Annotated in this window: 14 protein-coding genes and 1 pseudogene; 5 read left to right on the top strand and 10 right to left on the bottom strand. The window is 46.3% G+C overall.

Translation table 11 applies throughout. The features are described from left to right. Positions 1-38: 38 nt before the first annotated feature. The 3 genes from JAO78_RS00150 to rph all read right to left on the bottom strand — a co-directional run bounded on the left by JAO78_RS00150 (position 39) and on the right by rph (position 1861). A complete protein-coding gene (locus JAO78_RS00150) occupies positions 39-416 on the bottom strand; it encodes a diacylglycerol kinase (protein WP_226749329.1) in 378 nt (125 codons plus the stop codon). Positions 417-493: 77 nt separating this feature from the next. Continuing rightward, a complete protein-coding gene (pyrE, locus tag JAO78_RS00145; protein WP_226749328.1) occupies positions 494-1138 on the bottom strand; it encodes an orotate phosphoribosyltransferase in 645 nt (214 codons plus the stop codon). A 9-nt stretch (positions 1139-1147) separates the two neighbouring features. After that, on the bottom strand, positions 1148-1861 hold the full coding sequence (rph, locus tag JAO78_RS00140; RefSeq protein WP_226749327.1) for a ribonuclease PH: 714 nt from the start codon (positions 1859-1861) through the stop codon (positions 1148-1150). 238 nt (positions 1862-2099) lie between these two features. Between rph and JAO78_RS00135 the strand changes: the two genes are divergently transcribed. The 3 genes from JAO78_RS00135 (at position 2100) to JAO78_RS00125 (ending at position 4866) form a co-directional block, all read left to right on the top strand. Then, positions 2100-2960, top strand: a complete 861-nt coding sequence (locus JAO78_RS00135; RefSeq protein WP_226749326.1) for a YicC/YloC family endoribonuclease — start codon at positions 2100-2102, stop codon at positions 2958-2960. A gap of 315 nt (positions 2961-3275) precedes the next feature. Beyond that, entirely contained in the window at positions 3276-4526 is a 1251-nt protein-coding gene (locus tag JAO78_RS00130; RefSeq protein ID WP_226749325.1) for a tyrosine-type recombinase/integrase, read from the top strand. A gap of 10 nt (positions 4527-4536) precedes the next feature. Continuing rightward, a complete protein-coding gene (locus JAO78_RS00125) occupies positions 4537-4866 on the top strand; it encodes a hypothetical protein (protein WP_226749324.1) in 330 nt (109 codons plus the stop codon). 133 nt (positions 4867-4999) lie between these two features. Here the strand turns inward: JAO78_RS00125 and JAO78_RS00120 are convergent, their stop codons facing one another. The 4 genes from JAO78_RS00120 to JAO78_RS00105 form a co-directional block, all read right to left on the bottom strand. Further along, complete coding sequence (locus tag JAO78_RS00120; RefSeq protein WP_226749323.1) at positions 5000-5479, bottom strand: PIN domain-containing protein; 480 nt, start codon at positions 5477-5479, stop codon at positions 5000-5002. Further along, on the bottom strand, positions 5480-6532 hold the full coding sequence (locus JAO78_RS00115) for a helix-turn-helix domain-containing protein (protein WP_226749322.1): 1053 nt from the start codon (positions 6530-6532) through the stop codon (positions 5480-5482). Between the two features lie 143 nt (positions 6533-6675). Continuing rightward, the gene (locus JAO78_RS00110; protein ID WP_226749321.1) at positions 6676-7794 is read right to left on the bottom strand and encodes a Fic family protein; all 1119 of its coding nucleotides are present in this window, start codon (positions 7792-7794) and stop codon (positions 6676-6678) included. Positions 7795-8262: 468 nt separating this feature from the next. After that, positions 8263-11418, bottom strand: coding sequence for a DEAD/DEAH box helicase (locus JAO78_RS00105; protein WP_226749320.1), 3156 nt, complete (start codon positions 11416-11418; stop codon positions 8263-8265). A gap of 521 nt (positions 11419-11939) precedes the next feature. Here JAO78_RS00105 and JAO78_RS00100 point away from each other — a divergent pair. Beyond that, positions 11940-12098 (top strand): hypothetical protein, encoded by a 159-nt coding sequence (locus tag JAO78_RS00100; protein WP_226749319.1) that lies wholly within the window; start codon positions 11940-11942, stop codon positions 12096-12098. Between the two features lie 28 nt (positions 12099-12126). Here JAO78_RS00100 and JAO78_RS00095 read toward each other — a convergent pair. The 3 genes and pseudogenes from JAO78_RS00095 to JAO78_RS00085 all read right to left on the bottom strand — a co-directional run. After that, positions 12127-12459 (bottom strand): annotated as a pseudogene (locus JAO78_RS00095) (TOTE conflict system archaeo-eukaryotic primase domain-containing protein); the annotation flags it as partial. A gap of 2 nt (positions 12460-12461) precedes the next feature. Beyond that, complete coding sequence (locus JAO78_RS00090) at positions 12462-12878, bottom strand: conjugal transfer protein (protein WP_226749318.1); 417 nt, start codon at positions 12876-12878, stop codon at positions 12462-12464. Between the two features lie 567 nt (positions 12879-13445). After that, the gene (locus JAO78_RS00085) at positions 13446-13721 is read right to left on the bottom strand and encodes a hypothetical protein (RefSeq protein ID WP_226749317.1); all 276 of its coding nucleotides are present in this window, start codon (positions 13719-13721) and stop codon (positions 13446-13448) included. A 194-nt stretch (positions 13722-13915) separates the two neighbouring features. Between JAO78_RS00085 and JAO78_RS00080 the strand changes: the two genes are divergently transcribed. Next, positions 13916-16321, top strand: coding sequence for a fatty acid cis/trans isomerase (locus JAO78_RS00080; RefSeq protein ID WP_226749316.1), 2406 nt, complete (start codon positions 13916-13918; stop codon positions 16319-16321). Positions 16322-16362 lie beyond the last annotated feature (41 nt).

Genomic DNA, 16362 nt, shown 5'->3' with positions numbered 1-16362 from the left:
CAAAGCTGCTATTTAACTCACCTGAGCAAGTCGGCAGTTTAAAGCAGCGTAAACCACTCCCACAACGCTGCTCCCCACACTAAACCAACAATGACTAAGCTGGTAAACACCGCGGCTGAAGCAAGATCTTTTGCCCGACCTGACAATTCATGCCGCTCTAAACCGACACGGTCGGTTAATGCTTCAATAGCGGAATTAAGCAATTCAACCACTAACACTAAACACCATACGCCAACAAGCAAGGCAAATTGACTGACCGATTGCGCTAACATCGCGGCTAAGGGCACAGACAGCAGGGTTAAGAGCGTTTCTTGACGAAAAGCGGATTCGTGCCGCCAGCCAGCAGCAAAGCCCTGCATAGAGCATTTAGCGGCTTTTAACACCCTAGCTAACCCAACGCCATTTGGCTTTATCATAGTGCGTTCCTAACTGTGCTTAACAGGCTGTCTTTTTATTTGAATAGCGAGCTTAGGTATTAAATCTTAAGAATAGATTAATTTACACCATACTCTGCACGATAAGCTTGTACCGCGGCCAAATGCTCAGCTAATTCCGGTTTATCCATTAAATAATGGATCAGATCCGGCAAGCTGATAATCGACACCACCTTAGTCGCAAAATCACGCTCAACTTCTTGAATCGCTGATAACTCACCTTGGCCACGCTCTTGACGATCCAACGCAATTAACACGCCGGTTAGCGTGGCGCCTTGTGCTTGGATCAGTTGCATCGATTCACGAATAGCCGTACCCGCGGTAATCACATCATCCACCAACATGATGCGCCCTTGCAGAGGTGCGCCGACTAAATTGCCGCCCTCGCCATGGGTTTTCGCCTCTTTGCGATTAAAACAATAAGGCACATCGCGATCATAGTGATCCGCTAAGGCTACCGCGGTAGTGGTCGCAATTGGAATGCCTTTATACGCTGGGCCAAATAGTACATCGAAGTCTAAGCCGCTATCTTGTAAAGCCGCAGCATAAAAGCGACCTAACTTTGCTAAATCAGAGCCGGTATTAAACAAGCCTGCATTAAAAAAATACGGGCTGGTGCGGCCAGACTTTAAGGTAAAGCTGCCAAACTTTAACACTTGGCGCGCTAAGGCAAACTCAATAAACTCACGCTGGAATGCTTTCATACAAACCTCTTAGGCCAATACACGTTTTTGTTCGGCAACAATATCTAGAATGGCGTTATGGCCAAGGCCTAACATCTGTTGCATTTCCTCAAAACTAAAGGGCGCCTCTTCTGCGGTGCCTTGAATTTCAATGATTTGGCCTGTTTCGGTCATCACTAAATTCATATCGGTTTCAGCAGCAGAATCTTCAGCATAATCTAAATCGGCCACCGGCGTGCCTTTGTAAATACCCACCGACACCGCGGCGATCATGAATTTTAACGGGTTCACTTTTAACACGCCTTTGTTGCGTAAATAGCTCAACGCATCAACCAGTGCCACACAAGCACCCGTGATCGATGCCGTACGCGTACCACCATCGGCCTGAATCACATCACAATCGATGGTAATGGTGTTTTCACCCAGTAGGCTTAAATCTACAGCGGAGCGCAGTGCCCGACCAATCAAGCGCTGAATTTCCATGGTGCGACCGCCTTGCTTACCCCGCGCTGCTTCACGATCATTACGAGTATGCGTCGCGCGAGGCAACATGCCGTACTCTGCCGTGATCCAGCCTTTACCTTGGCCTTTTAAAAAACGTGGCACACCTTCCACTACGCTGGCAGTACAAATCACTTTGGTATTGCCGAACTCCACCAACACCGAACCTTCGGCATGAGCGGTAAAATTACGGGTAAATGAAAGAGGACGGATTTGACTGGCGGTTCTGCCACTTGGACGCATAAAGCTTCTCCTGACTAAAAATGTAAGGGCTATTATAAGAGCTTAGGCCGCTAAGGGCTATCTCTAGCCCAAATCAATCACGTTTTAGTCAGGTTACAAACCCATTAGGCATGATTAACAACCCACTTTAACCCATGCCCTTGCGCCGATGGCGACAGGGTAAGCTCCTGCTGATATTGGCCATTTAACCTGAAACTCAGGTATACTCGGCCATATTCTCGCTGTTTGGAACAAATCAATGATTCATAGTATGACTGCCTTCGCCCGCCACGAAACCAAAGCCAGTTGGGGTACTGCCCAGTGGGAAATTCGCTCTGTTAATCAGCGCTATTTAGAATCGTACTTTCGTTTACCCGAGCAATTCCGTGGCCTCGAAAGTTTATTGCGTGACAAACTGCGTAACAGCCTGCAACGCGGCAAAATAGAAGTGAATTTACGTTTTCATGCTAACCAAGCTGCAGGAGAACTGACGCTAAACGACGTTTTTGCCGAGCAGTTGTTGCAAAAAGCGCAGCAATTACTGCAAAAAGCCCCGCAAGCTCAACTTAATATTGCTGATATTCTGCGCTGGCCCGGTGTCATGGAAACACCAACAGAAGACTTAGACGCCTTGCAAGGCGAACTGCTTGCAGGTTTTGATGCCGCACTGCAAGATTTCTTAGCCGGCCGTGGCCGTGAAGGCGACGCCATCGAGCAAATGATCCAACAGCGTTTAACCGCCATTGGCGAGCAAGTGGCCTTTGTCCGCACTCACCTGCCGCAAGCCATGCAATGGCAGCGTGACCGCATTGTAAACCGCTTAAACGAAATTAAAGCCGACATCGAGCAAGGCCGTTTAGAGCAGGAAATGGCCTTTTTAGCCTCAAAATCCGACGTCGCCGAAGAGTTAGACCGCCTAGATACCCACATTAAAGAAACCCGCCACACCCTAAAAAAAGGCGGTGCCTGCGGCCGCCGCTTAGATTTTATGATGCAAGAGTTTAACCGCGAAGCGAATACGCTGTCATCTAAAGCCATCAGTACTGACATCACCAATTCTGCGGTTGAGTTGAAGGTATTGATAGAGCAGATGCGGGAGCAGATTCAAAACATCGAATAGTTTTTTCACCCGTCCAAGAATGTCTTAAAAGCCCTGTTATTTGCTTGTAAATACAGGGCTTTTTTATTTTTCCCGTCCAAATCGGTTTGCAGATGTCCGTTACCAACTACCTGTTTAGTGGTGGGCAGAATGGTGGGCAGCCCCCTCATTTTTGCTCAATAAGCATTTTGCGGTGAGCAAATTGGTGGGCAGTAAGTTACCCAATTTTCGCATTTAACTCGCCACCACAACAGGTTAGCTGCTGATTCAATAAGCAAATCGGTGGTGGGCAGCCATTATTGCCCCCTCCATTATTTCAGCAACTATGGAGTAAACATGGGAAAACTCACAGCAAAACAGGTTATTGCATACAGCAAAGCCGACCCCAAAAAATATTCAGATGGTGAAGGGTTATACTTTTGCGTCCGCAAACAAGGCTCGCCTTACTGGATGATCCGCTACACCACAGCCAAAGGACGACGAGAAGCAACCTTGGGGCAATTTCCTTTAATGTCATTGGCAGACGCTCGAATTGCCGCCGCATACTTTCGAAAGGAAGTACGTGACGGCATAGATCCTCTTCTAGAAAAACAGAAAATCGAGTTACCTGACATTGAAACCGTGGATCAACTGTTCCATGACTGGTATCGAACCGATCTTAGTCGACGACTTAAGCATCCCAAGATTCCGTATCGGGTTTACACCAAAGACATAAGCCCAGTCATTGGCATTAAGTGTATTGCTGAGGTGACCGCACGTGACGTGCGGGAGGTGCTAGAGCGCATTCGAGAAAGTAACCGCCCTACCATTGCCAACGATACCTTGATGTACATGAAGCAGCTATTTCGGCATGCGATAAAGCTCGACTTAACGCTGAACAACCCAGCCGCAGCATTTACCGTAGACGATGCCGGTGGCGTGGAGTCCAGTAAAGACAGGATGCTTAGCAAAGAGGAAATTCACTACGCCTTTAGCGTGTTTCATACCCATATCAATAGCTTTGGCCGCGACAACTACCTCGCTTGCTGCCTGTTTTTGGTATTGGGTGTACGCAAAAGCGAACTGTGCGAAGCCATGTGGCGTGAAATGGATTTAACCGCAGGCGTGTGGGATCTGCCCAAAGAACGCAGCAAAACCGGCGTGCCAATCAGCATTCCCTTACCACGCCAAGCCATTGCTTGGTTTAACGAGTTGCAAATCCGCGCTTGTGGCTCGCCTTATGTTTTCCCAGCCAGACGAGCAAGCCATCGTCCACATATGGGGCCAGATACGCTAAACCGTGCCATTTCTAAGCTCTTTGGTCGCGAGCCTGGGCGCAAAAAACAGCCTCCCAATAAAATGGGCAAACTTGAACACTTCACCGTACACGATTTGCGCCGCACCTTTCGCAGCCTTGCCGCCTCTTTGGGTATTGCAGGCAACGTAGCCGAACGCTGTCTTAACCATAAGCTAAAAGGCGTTGAGGGTATCTACGACCGCCACGATTACTTTGAAGAGCGCCGTATTGCCCATCAAACCGTGGCTGATGTGGTTGAACCATTGGTGAACTTTGAGCCCGCTTCACAACACCACACAGGAGGGCGCTAACATGCAATTTATGATGCGACTTGCCCCCATTACCTTTCCAATCACCATGCTGGCAGGGCTTGGTTGGTGTATTGGCATTGCCTTACTCGAACAACCTCATGGTATAGGCTACGCACTTACTCGGCATTGCCTGATGGTATTCGTGGTACTCGCTCCTTGGCTGACGCTAAAACTCACGTTCTACGTTATGGTCAGCCTAGGACGCAAACTGGGACTCATCCCGCCTGCACGCCCAACGTACAGCCTAGGTTATGAAGAATCACTCTATTGGTTCAGAGTATTAGCCTTCTTCGATGGCAAACGCAGCCGCATGCCGAAAAGGCCCATCAGGCGAAACTAACAATCCCCCATTTGCTCACTTACCGTGGGCAGTTGGGACAATGGGGCAACACTTGATATGCCGAGCTTTAGAGGGTGAATAAGAGGAAATTACACTGCCCCAAGGAGTGGGGCAATCGGGGGCCGTGCAAAGTCTATAATTGGGTTAAACGCTGCTTTGCAAGCGCCCAAGGTAAGCGACGACCAGCTTTTGCCATTTTATCGTAGGCAGCTAGGGCTCCTTCAACTGACAATACACCATGGGTGACGAGCTGCTCGACAACCCATAGCGTACCTTGAACTAATATCGCTTCTTTTTCAGCCGCCTTCCTAAGCGCCATATCCCCAGTTAGCAATGGACACTGTTCTTGTTTCGCCAACGCAAGTGCAAAGCAATCGTTCATGCTTGGACCTGTGTATTTTTGCCTCAGCTCAAAAGAATACATCATAGACTCAGGGCTTAGCTCCCCCAGAGACAAGCCTAAATCAATTAGAAAGCCGTGTTGCTCACTCAGCTCCTCATGAAATAACACATCAGGAACTTTGAATTGGTAGGGCAAATTGAAAAAGACCTCCAGCAACTGGCCTTCCTCGAGATCAATGAGAATATTGGCATCACTGATCAACAAGTACATCTATACAGCCTCAGCTAACATTTGGCGTTGCTTGTGCAGTGCCATAACCGATATTTGTAACAATTCAGCGGCTTTCGACTCGCTAAGGATCCCCTCAGCTAAGGCGCGATAGACTAGTTGCTCAAACAGCAGTGTTTGCTCTTGAGGGTAAGGCTTCCCTGGTTCTTGCTTACGCCAGCCGTTTTGAGAAAACTGGATAAAAATTTGGCGCTTTTTCTCTTGAGTTATAACACCAAGATCAGCACTACGATACAAACAGGCCGCCATGCTTAAACCGTATTCATGCTTCAAAAAGTAAAGTTCTTTAGCATCAATGTTCGAGCGCTGCTCACCTATGTGTTGATAAAGCCCAATGTCTGGCAATAAAAATGCTGACGCAAAACGATTACATGCCATTTCTTCGTCAACAGAATCATCTAGCAGGCCATGTAAAATCAGGTGACCAAGTTCGTGTGCCAACGTGAATCGCTGACGACACCCTGGCCAGTGCGCAGATACCACAATGATAGGCTGCCCTGAAATCTTAGCTTCTAAGCCATCAAATTTATCTGCTTGGGGTACGTTGCTGACAATGACTAAAATACCTTTAGACTCAAGCAAGTCGATTAAGTCTGGCAATGGATTCATACCTAACTGCCAATCAGTACGGACTTTGGCGGCAACCTGCTCTACTGCGTCTAAAGTGCTTACAACAGGAACGTCGGGGTGGTAGTTAAAACTCGCTATCGGGAAGTTTGGCCATACATTTTTAAGTGATAACCAGCGTTCGGCTTGGTCAACCACATCAGACTCAATCTTCTTTAGCAACTTAGCTGAAGCTGAGGCTTTTTTACGATACTCCACCTCACCCAAAGTCACCTGTGCTGGGCGAAAGAAGTATTCAGTACGAACCGACAAAGCCGTCGCCAATTTAAGTAAAACTCCCGACGAAGGCATACTCTGGTCGTGCTCGTATTTTTTAACCATGTTGGCACTGATACCAACTTGCTCACCCAAGGCCTGCATCGACAGGCCAGCGGCTGCACGGGCTCGTTTTATGCGCTCTCCAATCACACTGACCTCCGGTTTATAAATATAAATATTTTTGGGTAATTATAAACCAACTGGGTGATTCTGTCGATTGACATCAAAGAGTAAAAAGGATGGCGATCTTGGAATTGTTTAGATACTTTGCATTATAAGGCTGTAAACGCCCGCTAATGCGAGATCATATATCTAGTACTTCTTCCCCCAGCAGCCGTTTTAACCAAACACCCCATTTCTACCAACTGTGCCAAATGCCGGCTTGCGGTTGCCGGACTGACCTTGGCCACTTTGCCGTACTGGCTATTACTGATGCCTTCATTGAAGTCGCCATCCAGCAACCGGTTTAGTACTTTTACTTGCTCTTTGCTCAGTTGGGTTTGGTCTACCCGTTGCCAGAAGCGGGTTTTTAGCAGCGTTTGTTCGATATCAGCCAGCGCCTGCTTTAGGCTAGCGGCTAGCGTGTCGAGAAACCAAACCAACCAAGCAGTGATATCAGTATCGCCTTTTTGGCTTTGCTCAAGAATGTCGTAATAGCTGCTTCGCCTTTCCAGGATAGCAACCGACATGGCATAAAAGCGGATCGACTGATGTTCGGCCTGCGCCAGCGCCAGATCAGTCAGCAGCCTGGCCAAGCGGCCATTGCCATCTTCCAGTGGATGGAGTGTGATAAACCAGAAATGCGCAATACCTGCGCGTAGCAGCGGGTCTAACTTGGCATCATCCCGCGAGCGGTTAAACCAGTCGATAAAGCAATTAAGCTCGCCTTCCAAAACTTCACGTGGTGGTGCTTCGAAATGCACTTTAGGACGATCTATCCGACCGGAGACCACCTGCATCGGCTCGTTACCGCGAAGCTGCCCGCCCTGCACTCTCTGCATTAGTGAGCTGTCGGTCGGAAATAGCCAGGAGTGCCACTGTAATAATCGCTCCTGCGTTAATGGCTGTTGCCAATTACCGATAGCATCGGTCACCATCGCAGCAAGGCCATCTGATTGCGCTGTCGTTGCAACGCTTTGTTGCTCATCAATACCTAGCTTTCGGGCTAATGATGAACGCACCACACTATGATTAAGGCGCTCACCTTCGATAGCACTGGATGTAAGGATATTGGCAAGCATGGTATCCAGCGCAGCCTGCTGATTGTTCTGCACACCCATTTTACCCAGCAGTATGCCCTGCAAAAAGTGCAGTTCACGCAACTTAGGCGTCAATTCCGTATGATCATAACGAAAGACTTGTAACGTCTCTTGCCTACGGCCGGGCCAGTCTGGTTGTTGCCAGATCCACATAGGCGAGGCTCCTGCTGATTGAGGTGAATACATGATACAATCTACTCACATAGTGAGGTGAATAGCAAGTATATTCACCTCACTAATCGTAAGTGGGGCTGGTGATTAATTAACGCCACATATTAACCAGGTGAATTCAGCTGAATTTGTAGAGTTAAATAGGAGAAGCATAGACAAACTCAAGCATAAGAAAAACGGTGGATATAGCGGCGGGTAAAACCACAAAAACACCAACAATATAAAACCCAAATAACTGATTTAAAACAAAAATAAATTTACACTCTACAAGTAGATCCAAAACATTGAATAGTTTCTAATGCTTGCTCAAGCTGTTCAATACGCACCAAGCCCTGACTTAACAGGGCTTTTTATTTTTCCGGTATCCCAAGTCATTTAATACCAATTCATCTTTCAGATTAACTCAGTGACGGAACATAGATTGTAACTACTCTCATCACATAGCTAACCCTACCCCACCGCTAACTTTGCCGCTTGTTGCCACATAAAGTCTGGCATAGGTTTTTTTAGCCGCCAGGTGATATTCATGGGTTGTGAGCCGGCATGCGAGACATATTCTACTTCACCGTAATTTACAAACCCCATGGTGCGGCCATACTCATCACTGGTTTGCTCGCGCACAAATAAGAACACTCGCTTTCGAAGCTTTTGCTGTTGAACGTACTCTAAACCACGGCCACGATCGGGTCTGGCACTATTTTGCGACTGCCAATGAAACAAGTGTTCATTGATAGCATAGTCGTGATACATGGTGGTTGGCGAGAAGTGTTTTTCGTTTTTATCTAAGGTGACAAACAGTAGTTCGATATTTTGTTCCTTCAATACCAATACGCCTTCGCGCGCAGGGGCTTGCCTTTCGAAAGTGGTTGCACCAAACGCCACCAGAATTTGTTCGCGTGCATAACGGGCATGTAGCCTTAATGACACCTCAGGTAGATTTTCCATACTCAGTTGCTGGTGCTTGGTTTGCGCTAATTGCTGGGTAAGCACATCGAGCAATTCCGCCTTAACACCCAGTTTATTCAACTCAGCAAAGCTCTGCGCTAAGGAGTTAAAGCCAGCCTCTGTGCCTGTTTTTTGCCAAAAATCATAATGGCACATTAAGGGGTAACGCGAAGCGTCAGCCGTAATGGCAAAATTATTCAAGCAAAGCTGTTTTAGAAAACTTAAGTAATGATGGTCATCACAGGTCAGAATTCGGTTAAAAATGGCTCTTTTGCCCATGTGAAACCAATTGTCACGGCTTTGATCAATAACAGAGCTTGGCTCTTGAACAGAGTACTGTGTTTTTTGTACCAACTCAGCCCAACAACCGCGTTTATACAATTCATGCAAATTAATAAAGGGATGTTGGCGTAAGAAATTACATAGCGTTAACGGTAATGTTGAGTGCTGCGAATACTGCCGGATAAGCGCTAATAAACGAGTTAACGTCAGCGTAGCTTGGCGAATATTACTCAGTACCATTTCTTGCGTGCGTTTACTTAACTCAATACGACAGCCCAGTGGGGCGTGCGGAAAACCTTGTTTTATTTCTTCAGTAATGGCGCGGTTTGTTCGGCCAATTAAGGCGCGAAACTTATGCGCAAAGTTATATTCGGGGCGCGAGTTGCCAACAAAATCCAGTACAGTACAGCACTGTTTGCCATCGGCTAACCGCAAGCCCCGACCAAGTTGTTGCAAGAAAATCGTTAAGCTCTCTGTTGGCCGCAAAAACAACAAGGTATCCACTTCAGGGATATCGACACCCTCATTAAAAATATCTACAACACAAAGCACATTGATTTGGCCTGAGCGAATGGCCTGCTGCTTTTGCTGTCGATCCTGACTGTTATCACTGGTCAGCACATCGGCCTTAATGCCTTTTAGTAAGAATTGCTGTGCCATATAGGCGGCATGATCTTTACTGACACAAAATGCCAGCGCTTTCATCTGGCTTAGGTCAGTAATAATCTCCTGCATACTTAGCAAAATCTTGTTCACCCGAACCTGATTATGGGTATACAGATTAGTTAACTGAGCCACATCATAGCGTCCGCGCGCCCAAGGGATGCTGCGTAAATCGGTATCATCATCAATACCAAAATACTGAAACGGACAGAGATGGCGCCGATTAATCGCTTCAGGTAAACGAATTTCTGCCGCAATCACACCACCAAAGTCCGCTAAAATATCGCCACCATCATGCCGCTCCGGCGTGGCCGTTAAACCCAACAAAATGGTGGGGTTAAAATAATCTAAAACCGCACGGTAACTTTGCGCGGTGATATGGTGCACTTCATCGATCACAATATAATCGTAATAATCGGCAGTCAGGCTCAGTTGGCTTAGCTGATTATTTAAGGTTTGAATAGACACAAACAATTGTCGGTAATGGGCTGGCGAATGCCCACCTACCCAAAGCTCACCAAAACCACTGTTGCGTAACACACCACGATACGCCGCTCGGGCTTGCAGCAAGATCTCTTCCCGATGCGCCACAAACAAAAAATGCGCTTGGGGTTTAGTTTTAACAAAACGGGCAAAATCAAAGGCAGAGATCAGCGTTTTACCTGTTCCTGTTGCAGCTACTACTAAGTTTTTATAACGCTGATGGACACTGCGCTCTACCGCCAACTGTTCTAAAATCTCGCGCTGATGGGCAAAGGGCGTGAGATCAAAAAAGTGGCTTTGCGCATGTTCACCGCTGCTTCGCTGTTGTTGTAATGCTGTTTTTAGTTTTTCCTTACAAACGGCGTCACCACTAAAAGGTTCAAAATCGTTAGAAGCCCAGTAGGTTTCAAAGGTACTCAACGATTTATTGATAATATGCGGAATTTCTTGCGACGTGATTTTCAAATTCCATTCTAAGCCACTGGTTAAGGCTGAATGCGATAGATTAGAAGAGCCAATATAGCCCGTGTGATAACCGGTATTACGCAAGAATAAATAACTCTTAGCGTGTAAGCGCTCGCGCTCAGTATTATAACTGAGCTTTACTTCGGTATTGGGCAAGCTAGCTAAGTACTCAACGGCTTTGGCATCGGTCGCGCCCATATAGGAAGTGGTGATGATTTTTAACTCGCGGCCACTGGCGGTAAAGGCTTCAAGCTCCTTTCGAAAGATCCTAATCCCTGCCCACTTGATAAAAGAGACTAACCAATAGATTTTATCCGCCGATAAAATTTCGCGTTTAAGTTCAGATTCCAGTGATAAGCCGGCATTGCTACCACAGAACAGCTCGCTTTGACTAAGCCCAGTTAATGGGAAAATATCATCGATATAGCTTTTTAAGTCGGCGGCAACCGGATTTTCCAGTTCATAGAGCGCAGTTAAAATTTTCCCTTGGCTACAGAGCAAATTCTCATCGATAAATTCTTTATCTTGAATTTGCGACTTTAACCACAGTAATAATTGATTGGATAAGTCAATTTGCTGCTGCAAACGATCATCACTAGCAGGCACCGCCTCAATGGCGTATTCCAAAATATGGGATAAAAAACGCGTCAACCAAATGGATGCCTCAGCGCTCGTTAGCTCACGCTCCCCGACATAAAACTTGTCACGATCAAGACGGTTAGCGACTAATTGAGTAATAAGTTGCTCGTAAATACCTATCTGTTGCATACCCGTCCTTGTGTTAGCAGTGGAATCCCTCAACTTGGTTATGCTCGTATATAGCTGCACCATAATTGTAGAAAAAGCAGTAATCAAACACAGAATATTAAAGCTGATACCCAGGGCGATGTCTCAAAAACAGATCTTGTAACGAACCTGAGCCCCCTTGCCAGGCCAAGCTATATCGCCAAAAATATGCATAAAGCTTTTTATGAGATGCTAAGCCGGAAAGCTAAAAAATGAGAGCAAAGACCTCTCGACTGTAAAGCTCAGCAAAGCGGCACAACTAAATTTAACTATGCTATCTAAAATTCATGAGAAAAACCCGGAAAAATAATTGAAAGTGCTTTGCAGTTAATGCTCGAACGAGTAAAAGACCAGGTAAACCATAAATAACTGTTTCCATTTTTTAACACTATAATCTAATAGGTTTCCGCCCTGTGTCATACTGGATATCTACAAGTGGGGCCTTTCAGATGGAAATATCGCCGTTAATACGTTAGAATCTTAGCAATGTTAGGAGTGTAACTATGCCAAATACAGCGACGAAAACCACCGATGAGCGCAAGCCTAAATTTACCCCTAATATGGAAAATTACAAGGTGAGTTTAAGTTATGAAGGCCTATCGTTGAAAAAAGGTAATGAACGTAAATCTATTGCCGACCTAAAACGCCAATATGCGCGATAAGTATGGCGTAGCGCACGATAGCTAGACGTTAAACCAAATCAGAAGTACCACAATCAACTACAATCTTCATTTTGTATCCCATTGCTTTGTGACTTTTCTCCCGCTTAGCAAACATACGCTGCAGCATTGGAATATCGCTATCAACGTAATCATGGATTGTAACCAGAGTTTTACCATCTACCTCACGGTGGATCCTGCCGGCGTACTGCGCAAGCGCTCCCCTCCAGGCGATTGGCATGGCAAGAAACAAGGTATCTAGCCTTAGTAAATCAAAGCCCTCATCAACATATTTGCCGGTTGCCACTACAAACGTCGCTGTAGAAAGTCGCTCATTCGCGCTTTTGCGCTCAGCGGCTTCCAATACTAAGAGCCGCGCTCAACCCGCAACTGCATGTCACGTAACGAAATTTTGCGGTTAAAACGTCTTGTTACAATAACTGTGGCATTCACAGGCACCTGAGTGGTCTCACCTTTGTTATAGAGCACCAGTTCATCTGATGGCTGCCAGGCAACCCCTAACCGCTCCAGTGCTTGTTCAGATACCGCCTTAAAGCCACCATTAGATGCCAGCATAGGTTTACCTGTGATGCTGCTGATCCGGGCTTTAGCATATAAACCATAACCAATTTTCAGTAGCTTACCCTCAGCCACTAACTCTCGCAGTGCCCGCCCTATCTGATCATAGCCACCCAATTGCTCAAAATCAGCTCGCAGAAAAACATCCTGCTTAGTACGGCTAATTTGCTGCTCAACTTGTTGCTTTAAACTTAACTTTGGCACAAAGCACCTCCGGTATGATATTACATCAGCTTAGCAAAAACACGACAAACACCCAAGCAAAAATACGACACTTTGCTCAGCACTTCGTAAATTACGCCCTTCGCAGATAGTAAACACTGCAATTTGTAGGATAAGATCAAGCCGCTAAGCAGCCAAAGAATCAGCTAGAGCCTTAAGATGAAAGAAAACCCACTTGCAAAATAGGGTGTTACCGAACCTGCTCAACGGCCAAAGATCAAGCCCGTTAAGCAGCTCGATTTGGATACACCTGAGGGGAAGCAAATCGTTCTGAGCGAAGCAAAACGAATGATGCAGATACATAAAAGCACCTTTCGATGTTTGGCATGCCTGTAGTAGCAATAGATGTTTCCTGTTATTTGAGCGACAACTCAAGCATGAGCAAAATGGTGGGTAAAGTGGCGGGTAAAGCAACAAAAATACCAACGACTTAAAACACAAAATACAAAACACAAAACACAAAACACTGATTTAAATAAATAAATTTACAATCTACAAGTAGATCCAGAACATCAAATAATGTAAAGCCCGCTTGTAGCGATAAGCAAGCTAAAAATCAGGGTAATCGTTTTCACCGCTTGGGTATTTAGCTTGTAAGTACGCTAAGCGGGCTTCTGCAGTGGCAAATGCGGTGCATTTGATAAATTCCATGTCATCGCTTTCTTCTTCCAGTAAAAAAGCCATCGTACTTTCGTCAACTACCACTAAGAATTGCGTATCGGTATCAAAGGTGTAAACCGTACCGCCTTCAAAGCGCTTAAATACCGTCATTTTGGCAAAGTCATCTTCCGTGAAAACCACCGCAGCATCCTCTTGCTCGCTCATGCTCATTCCTTAATTTTATTGTTGAACCACTCATAACAACACGACAAGCGCCTTAACATCAACAACATTTAATCAATACTAAAAAATCTCATTCTCGACACCACAACGACTTTTAATAGCCGGTTTTTTGGTTGCGGTTAGTAATTTTAGCAAAGAACGGCTAGTATATTTGCTTAAGAAAGTAGGGAGTTATTTTGAAACGGACAGTATTTTTATCAAACAAATGGCGAGTATTACTTGTCTTATGCGCGATTGTTGCGGCGCTGTACTTCGCAGATCGGGCATCACCATTAGCTCGCGGCAAAGCTACCGACAGCCTAACGCAGCCGTTAATCAGCCAAGATCCAGAGCTTGCTGCACATTACCAACAACAGATAAAACCGCTGCTGGAGTCTCGCTGCGTGGTTTGTCATGCCTGTTACGACTCCCCTTGCCAATTGAACATGAGCGCACCGCAAGGTTTTGCGCGCGGCGCGCACAAAGAAAAAGTGTACGATGGCACACGTTTATTAGCCGCAATACCGAACCGGCTGCATCTTGATGCTGCCACCACGCAAGAATGGCGTGAACGTGGCTTTTTTTCAGTGCTGGAAAACCAACAAGCCGATGCGCCGATCACCACCGGTTTAATAACGAAAATGCTGCAATTAAAACAAGCACATCCGCTACCAGACGCTAATGCGATGACAGAACAATTTGATTTAAGCCTGAATCGTCAACAGCAATGCCCAACAGATAGTGAATTTGCTAGTTATGCCAAGGCGCAGCCTTATGCCGGAATGCCATATGCTTTACCCGGTTTAAATGCACAAGAACATAGCCTTTTAACCAACTGGCTTAGCGCCGGCGCTTATTTTCCTGCGGATGCGTCATTACCGGCCGCACACCAAGCCGCTGTGCAGCAGCTTGAGCAATGGCTCAATACTGATGATTTGAAAACTCGGTTAAGTGCTCGCTATATTTACGAGCATTTATTTACGTCTCATTTGTATTTCAGCGCACTGCATGATGACAACGAACGGCCGCAATTCTTTCGACTTTTGCGCTCAAAAACACCACCAGGCCAAGCTATTGAGGTGATTGCCGGGCGCCGACCTTATGATGATCCAGCAGTTGAGCGCGTTTATTATCGGCTACAAGCCGTGCGCGACACCATTGTTAATAAAACACATCAACCTTATGACATCAATGATAGCTTGCTGCAAAAATGGCAACGCTGGTTTAAAGATGCCGACTATCAAGTGAGTGCGTTACCCGGCTATGCCCCCGAGATCGCCGCCAACCCACTGACCGCCTTTAAAGAACTGCCAGTGAACGCCCGCTATCGCTTTATGTTAGAGCGTGCAGAAAATACCATTATGGGCTACATCAAAGGCCCAGTTTGCCGAGGCCAGGTGGCGCTTAATGTCATTAACGATCGGTTTTGGGTATATTTTATTAAACCCGAACTCGCTGAAAGTGCCGCCGTAAATGCTTTTTATCTCTCGCAACAAGACAATTTGCGCTTACCGGCTGAAGAAGAAAGTACCACCTTTGCCGTGAGCTGGGTCGGCTTTGCTGCTCGACAAGGCGATTATCTGCAAGCACGTAGCGCTTTTTTAAATGAGCATTTACAACAAAGCGCCTACCTAACCCCTGACGTGTTATGGGATGGCGATGGCCAAAATCAAAATGCTAGCCTCACCGTTTTTCGGCATTTTGACAATGCCACTGTGGTAAAAGGGTTACTAGGCGAACCTCCTAAAACCGCTTGGGTTATTGATTATGCGCTGCTTGAACGCATCCACTACTTGCTGGTAGCCGGGTTCGACGTTTATGGTAATTACGGTCATCAATTGATGACACGGCTGTATATGGATTTTCTGCGCATGGAGGGTGAATCGAATTTCTTAGCCTTTTTACCCGAGGCCAGCCGCCGTCAAGAATTTGCAGATTGGTATCAGCAAGCAGGTCCAGAACTGACCGAGTTTATTAAAGGTGACATTAACCCCTTTTCACAACCCAGCGGCATCACGTTTCAAACGCCAGATCACAAAGCCGAACTATATCAATTATTTGCAGAGCAATTACACGCTGTGCAACCGCAGCGTTATCAATTAAGCGATAGCCAATTAAACAACAACAGCTTAACCCTGCTCTCTCAATTAGGGCAGCTACAAGGCACCAATGCGACACTATTGCCTGAGCTTACCATTATTATGCTGGAACCTGCCGATGGCCGTGCCGCAGAATTATTTACGCTGATCCGTAATAGCGCCCACTTTAATGTCAGCAGCCTATTAAAAGAAGAAGAAAACCGTCATCCGGCTGCAGATACCACCACCTTAGTCAGCGGTATTTTAGGCAGTTACCCCGATGCATTTTGGAAAATATCCGAAGCACAGTTGCCTAAAGTTGTAGCACAAGTGCAGCAAATGCACACTGAGCAACAGTATCGACAATTGCTGAACGACATTGGCATTGGTCGGCACCATCCGGACTTTTGGCAGTTTAGTGACAAACTTAACCAGCTGTTTCAACAGCGCTACCCCATTGACGGCAGCTGGCTAGATTACAATCGGTTAGAACATCGGCCATTGCAACAAGCCAAGGCCAACTAGCGCTAAGCGAAATCGCCAATTTGCTTTTGGTCAGACCAGTG

Origin of the sequence: Alishewanella maricola (assembly GCF_016343785.1) — a bacterium.
Taxonomy (GTDB): domain Bacteria; phylum Pseudomonadota; class Gammaproteobacteria; order Enterobacterales; family Alteromonadaceae; genus Alishewanella; species Alishewanella maricola.
The sequence above is the reverse complement of the archived record's forward strand: the minus strand, read 5'-3'. Positions and strand labels throughout refer to the sequence as shown.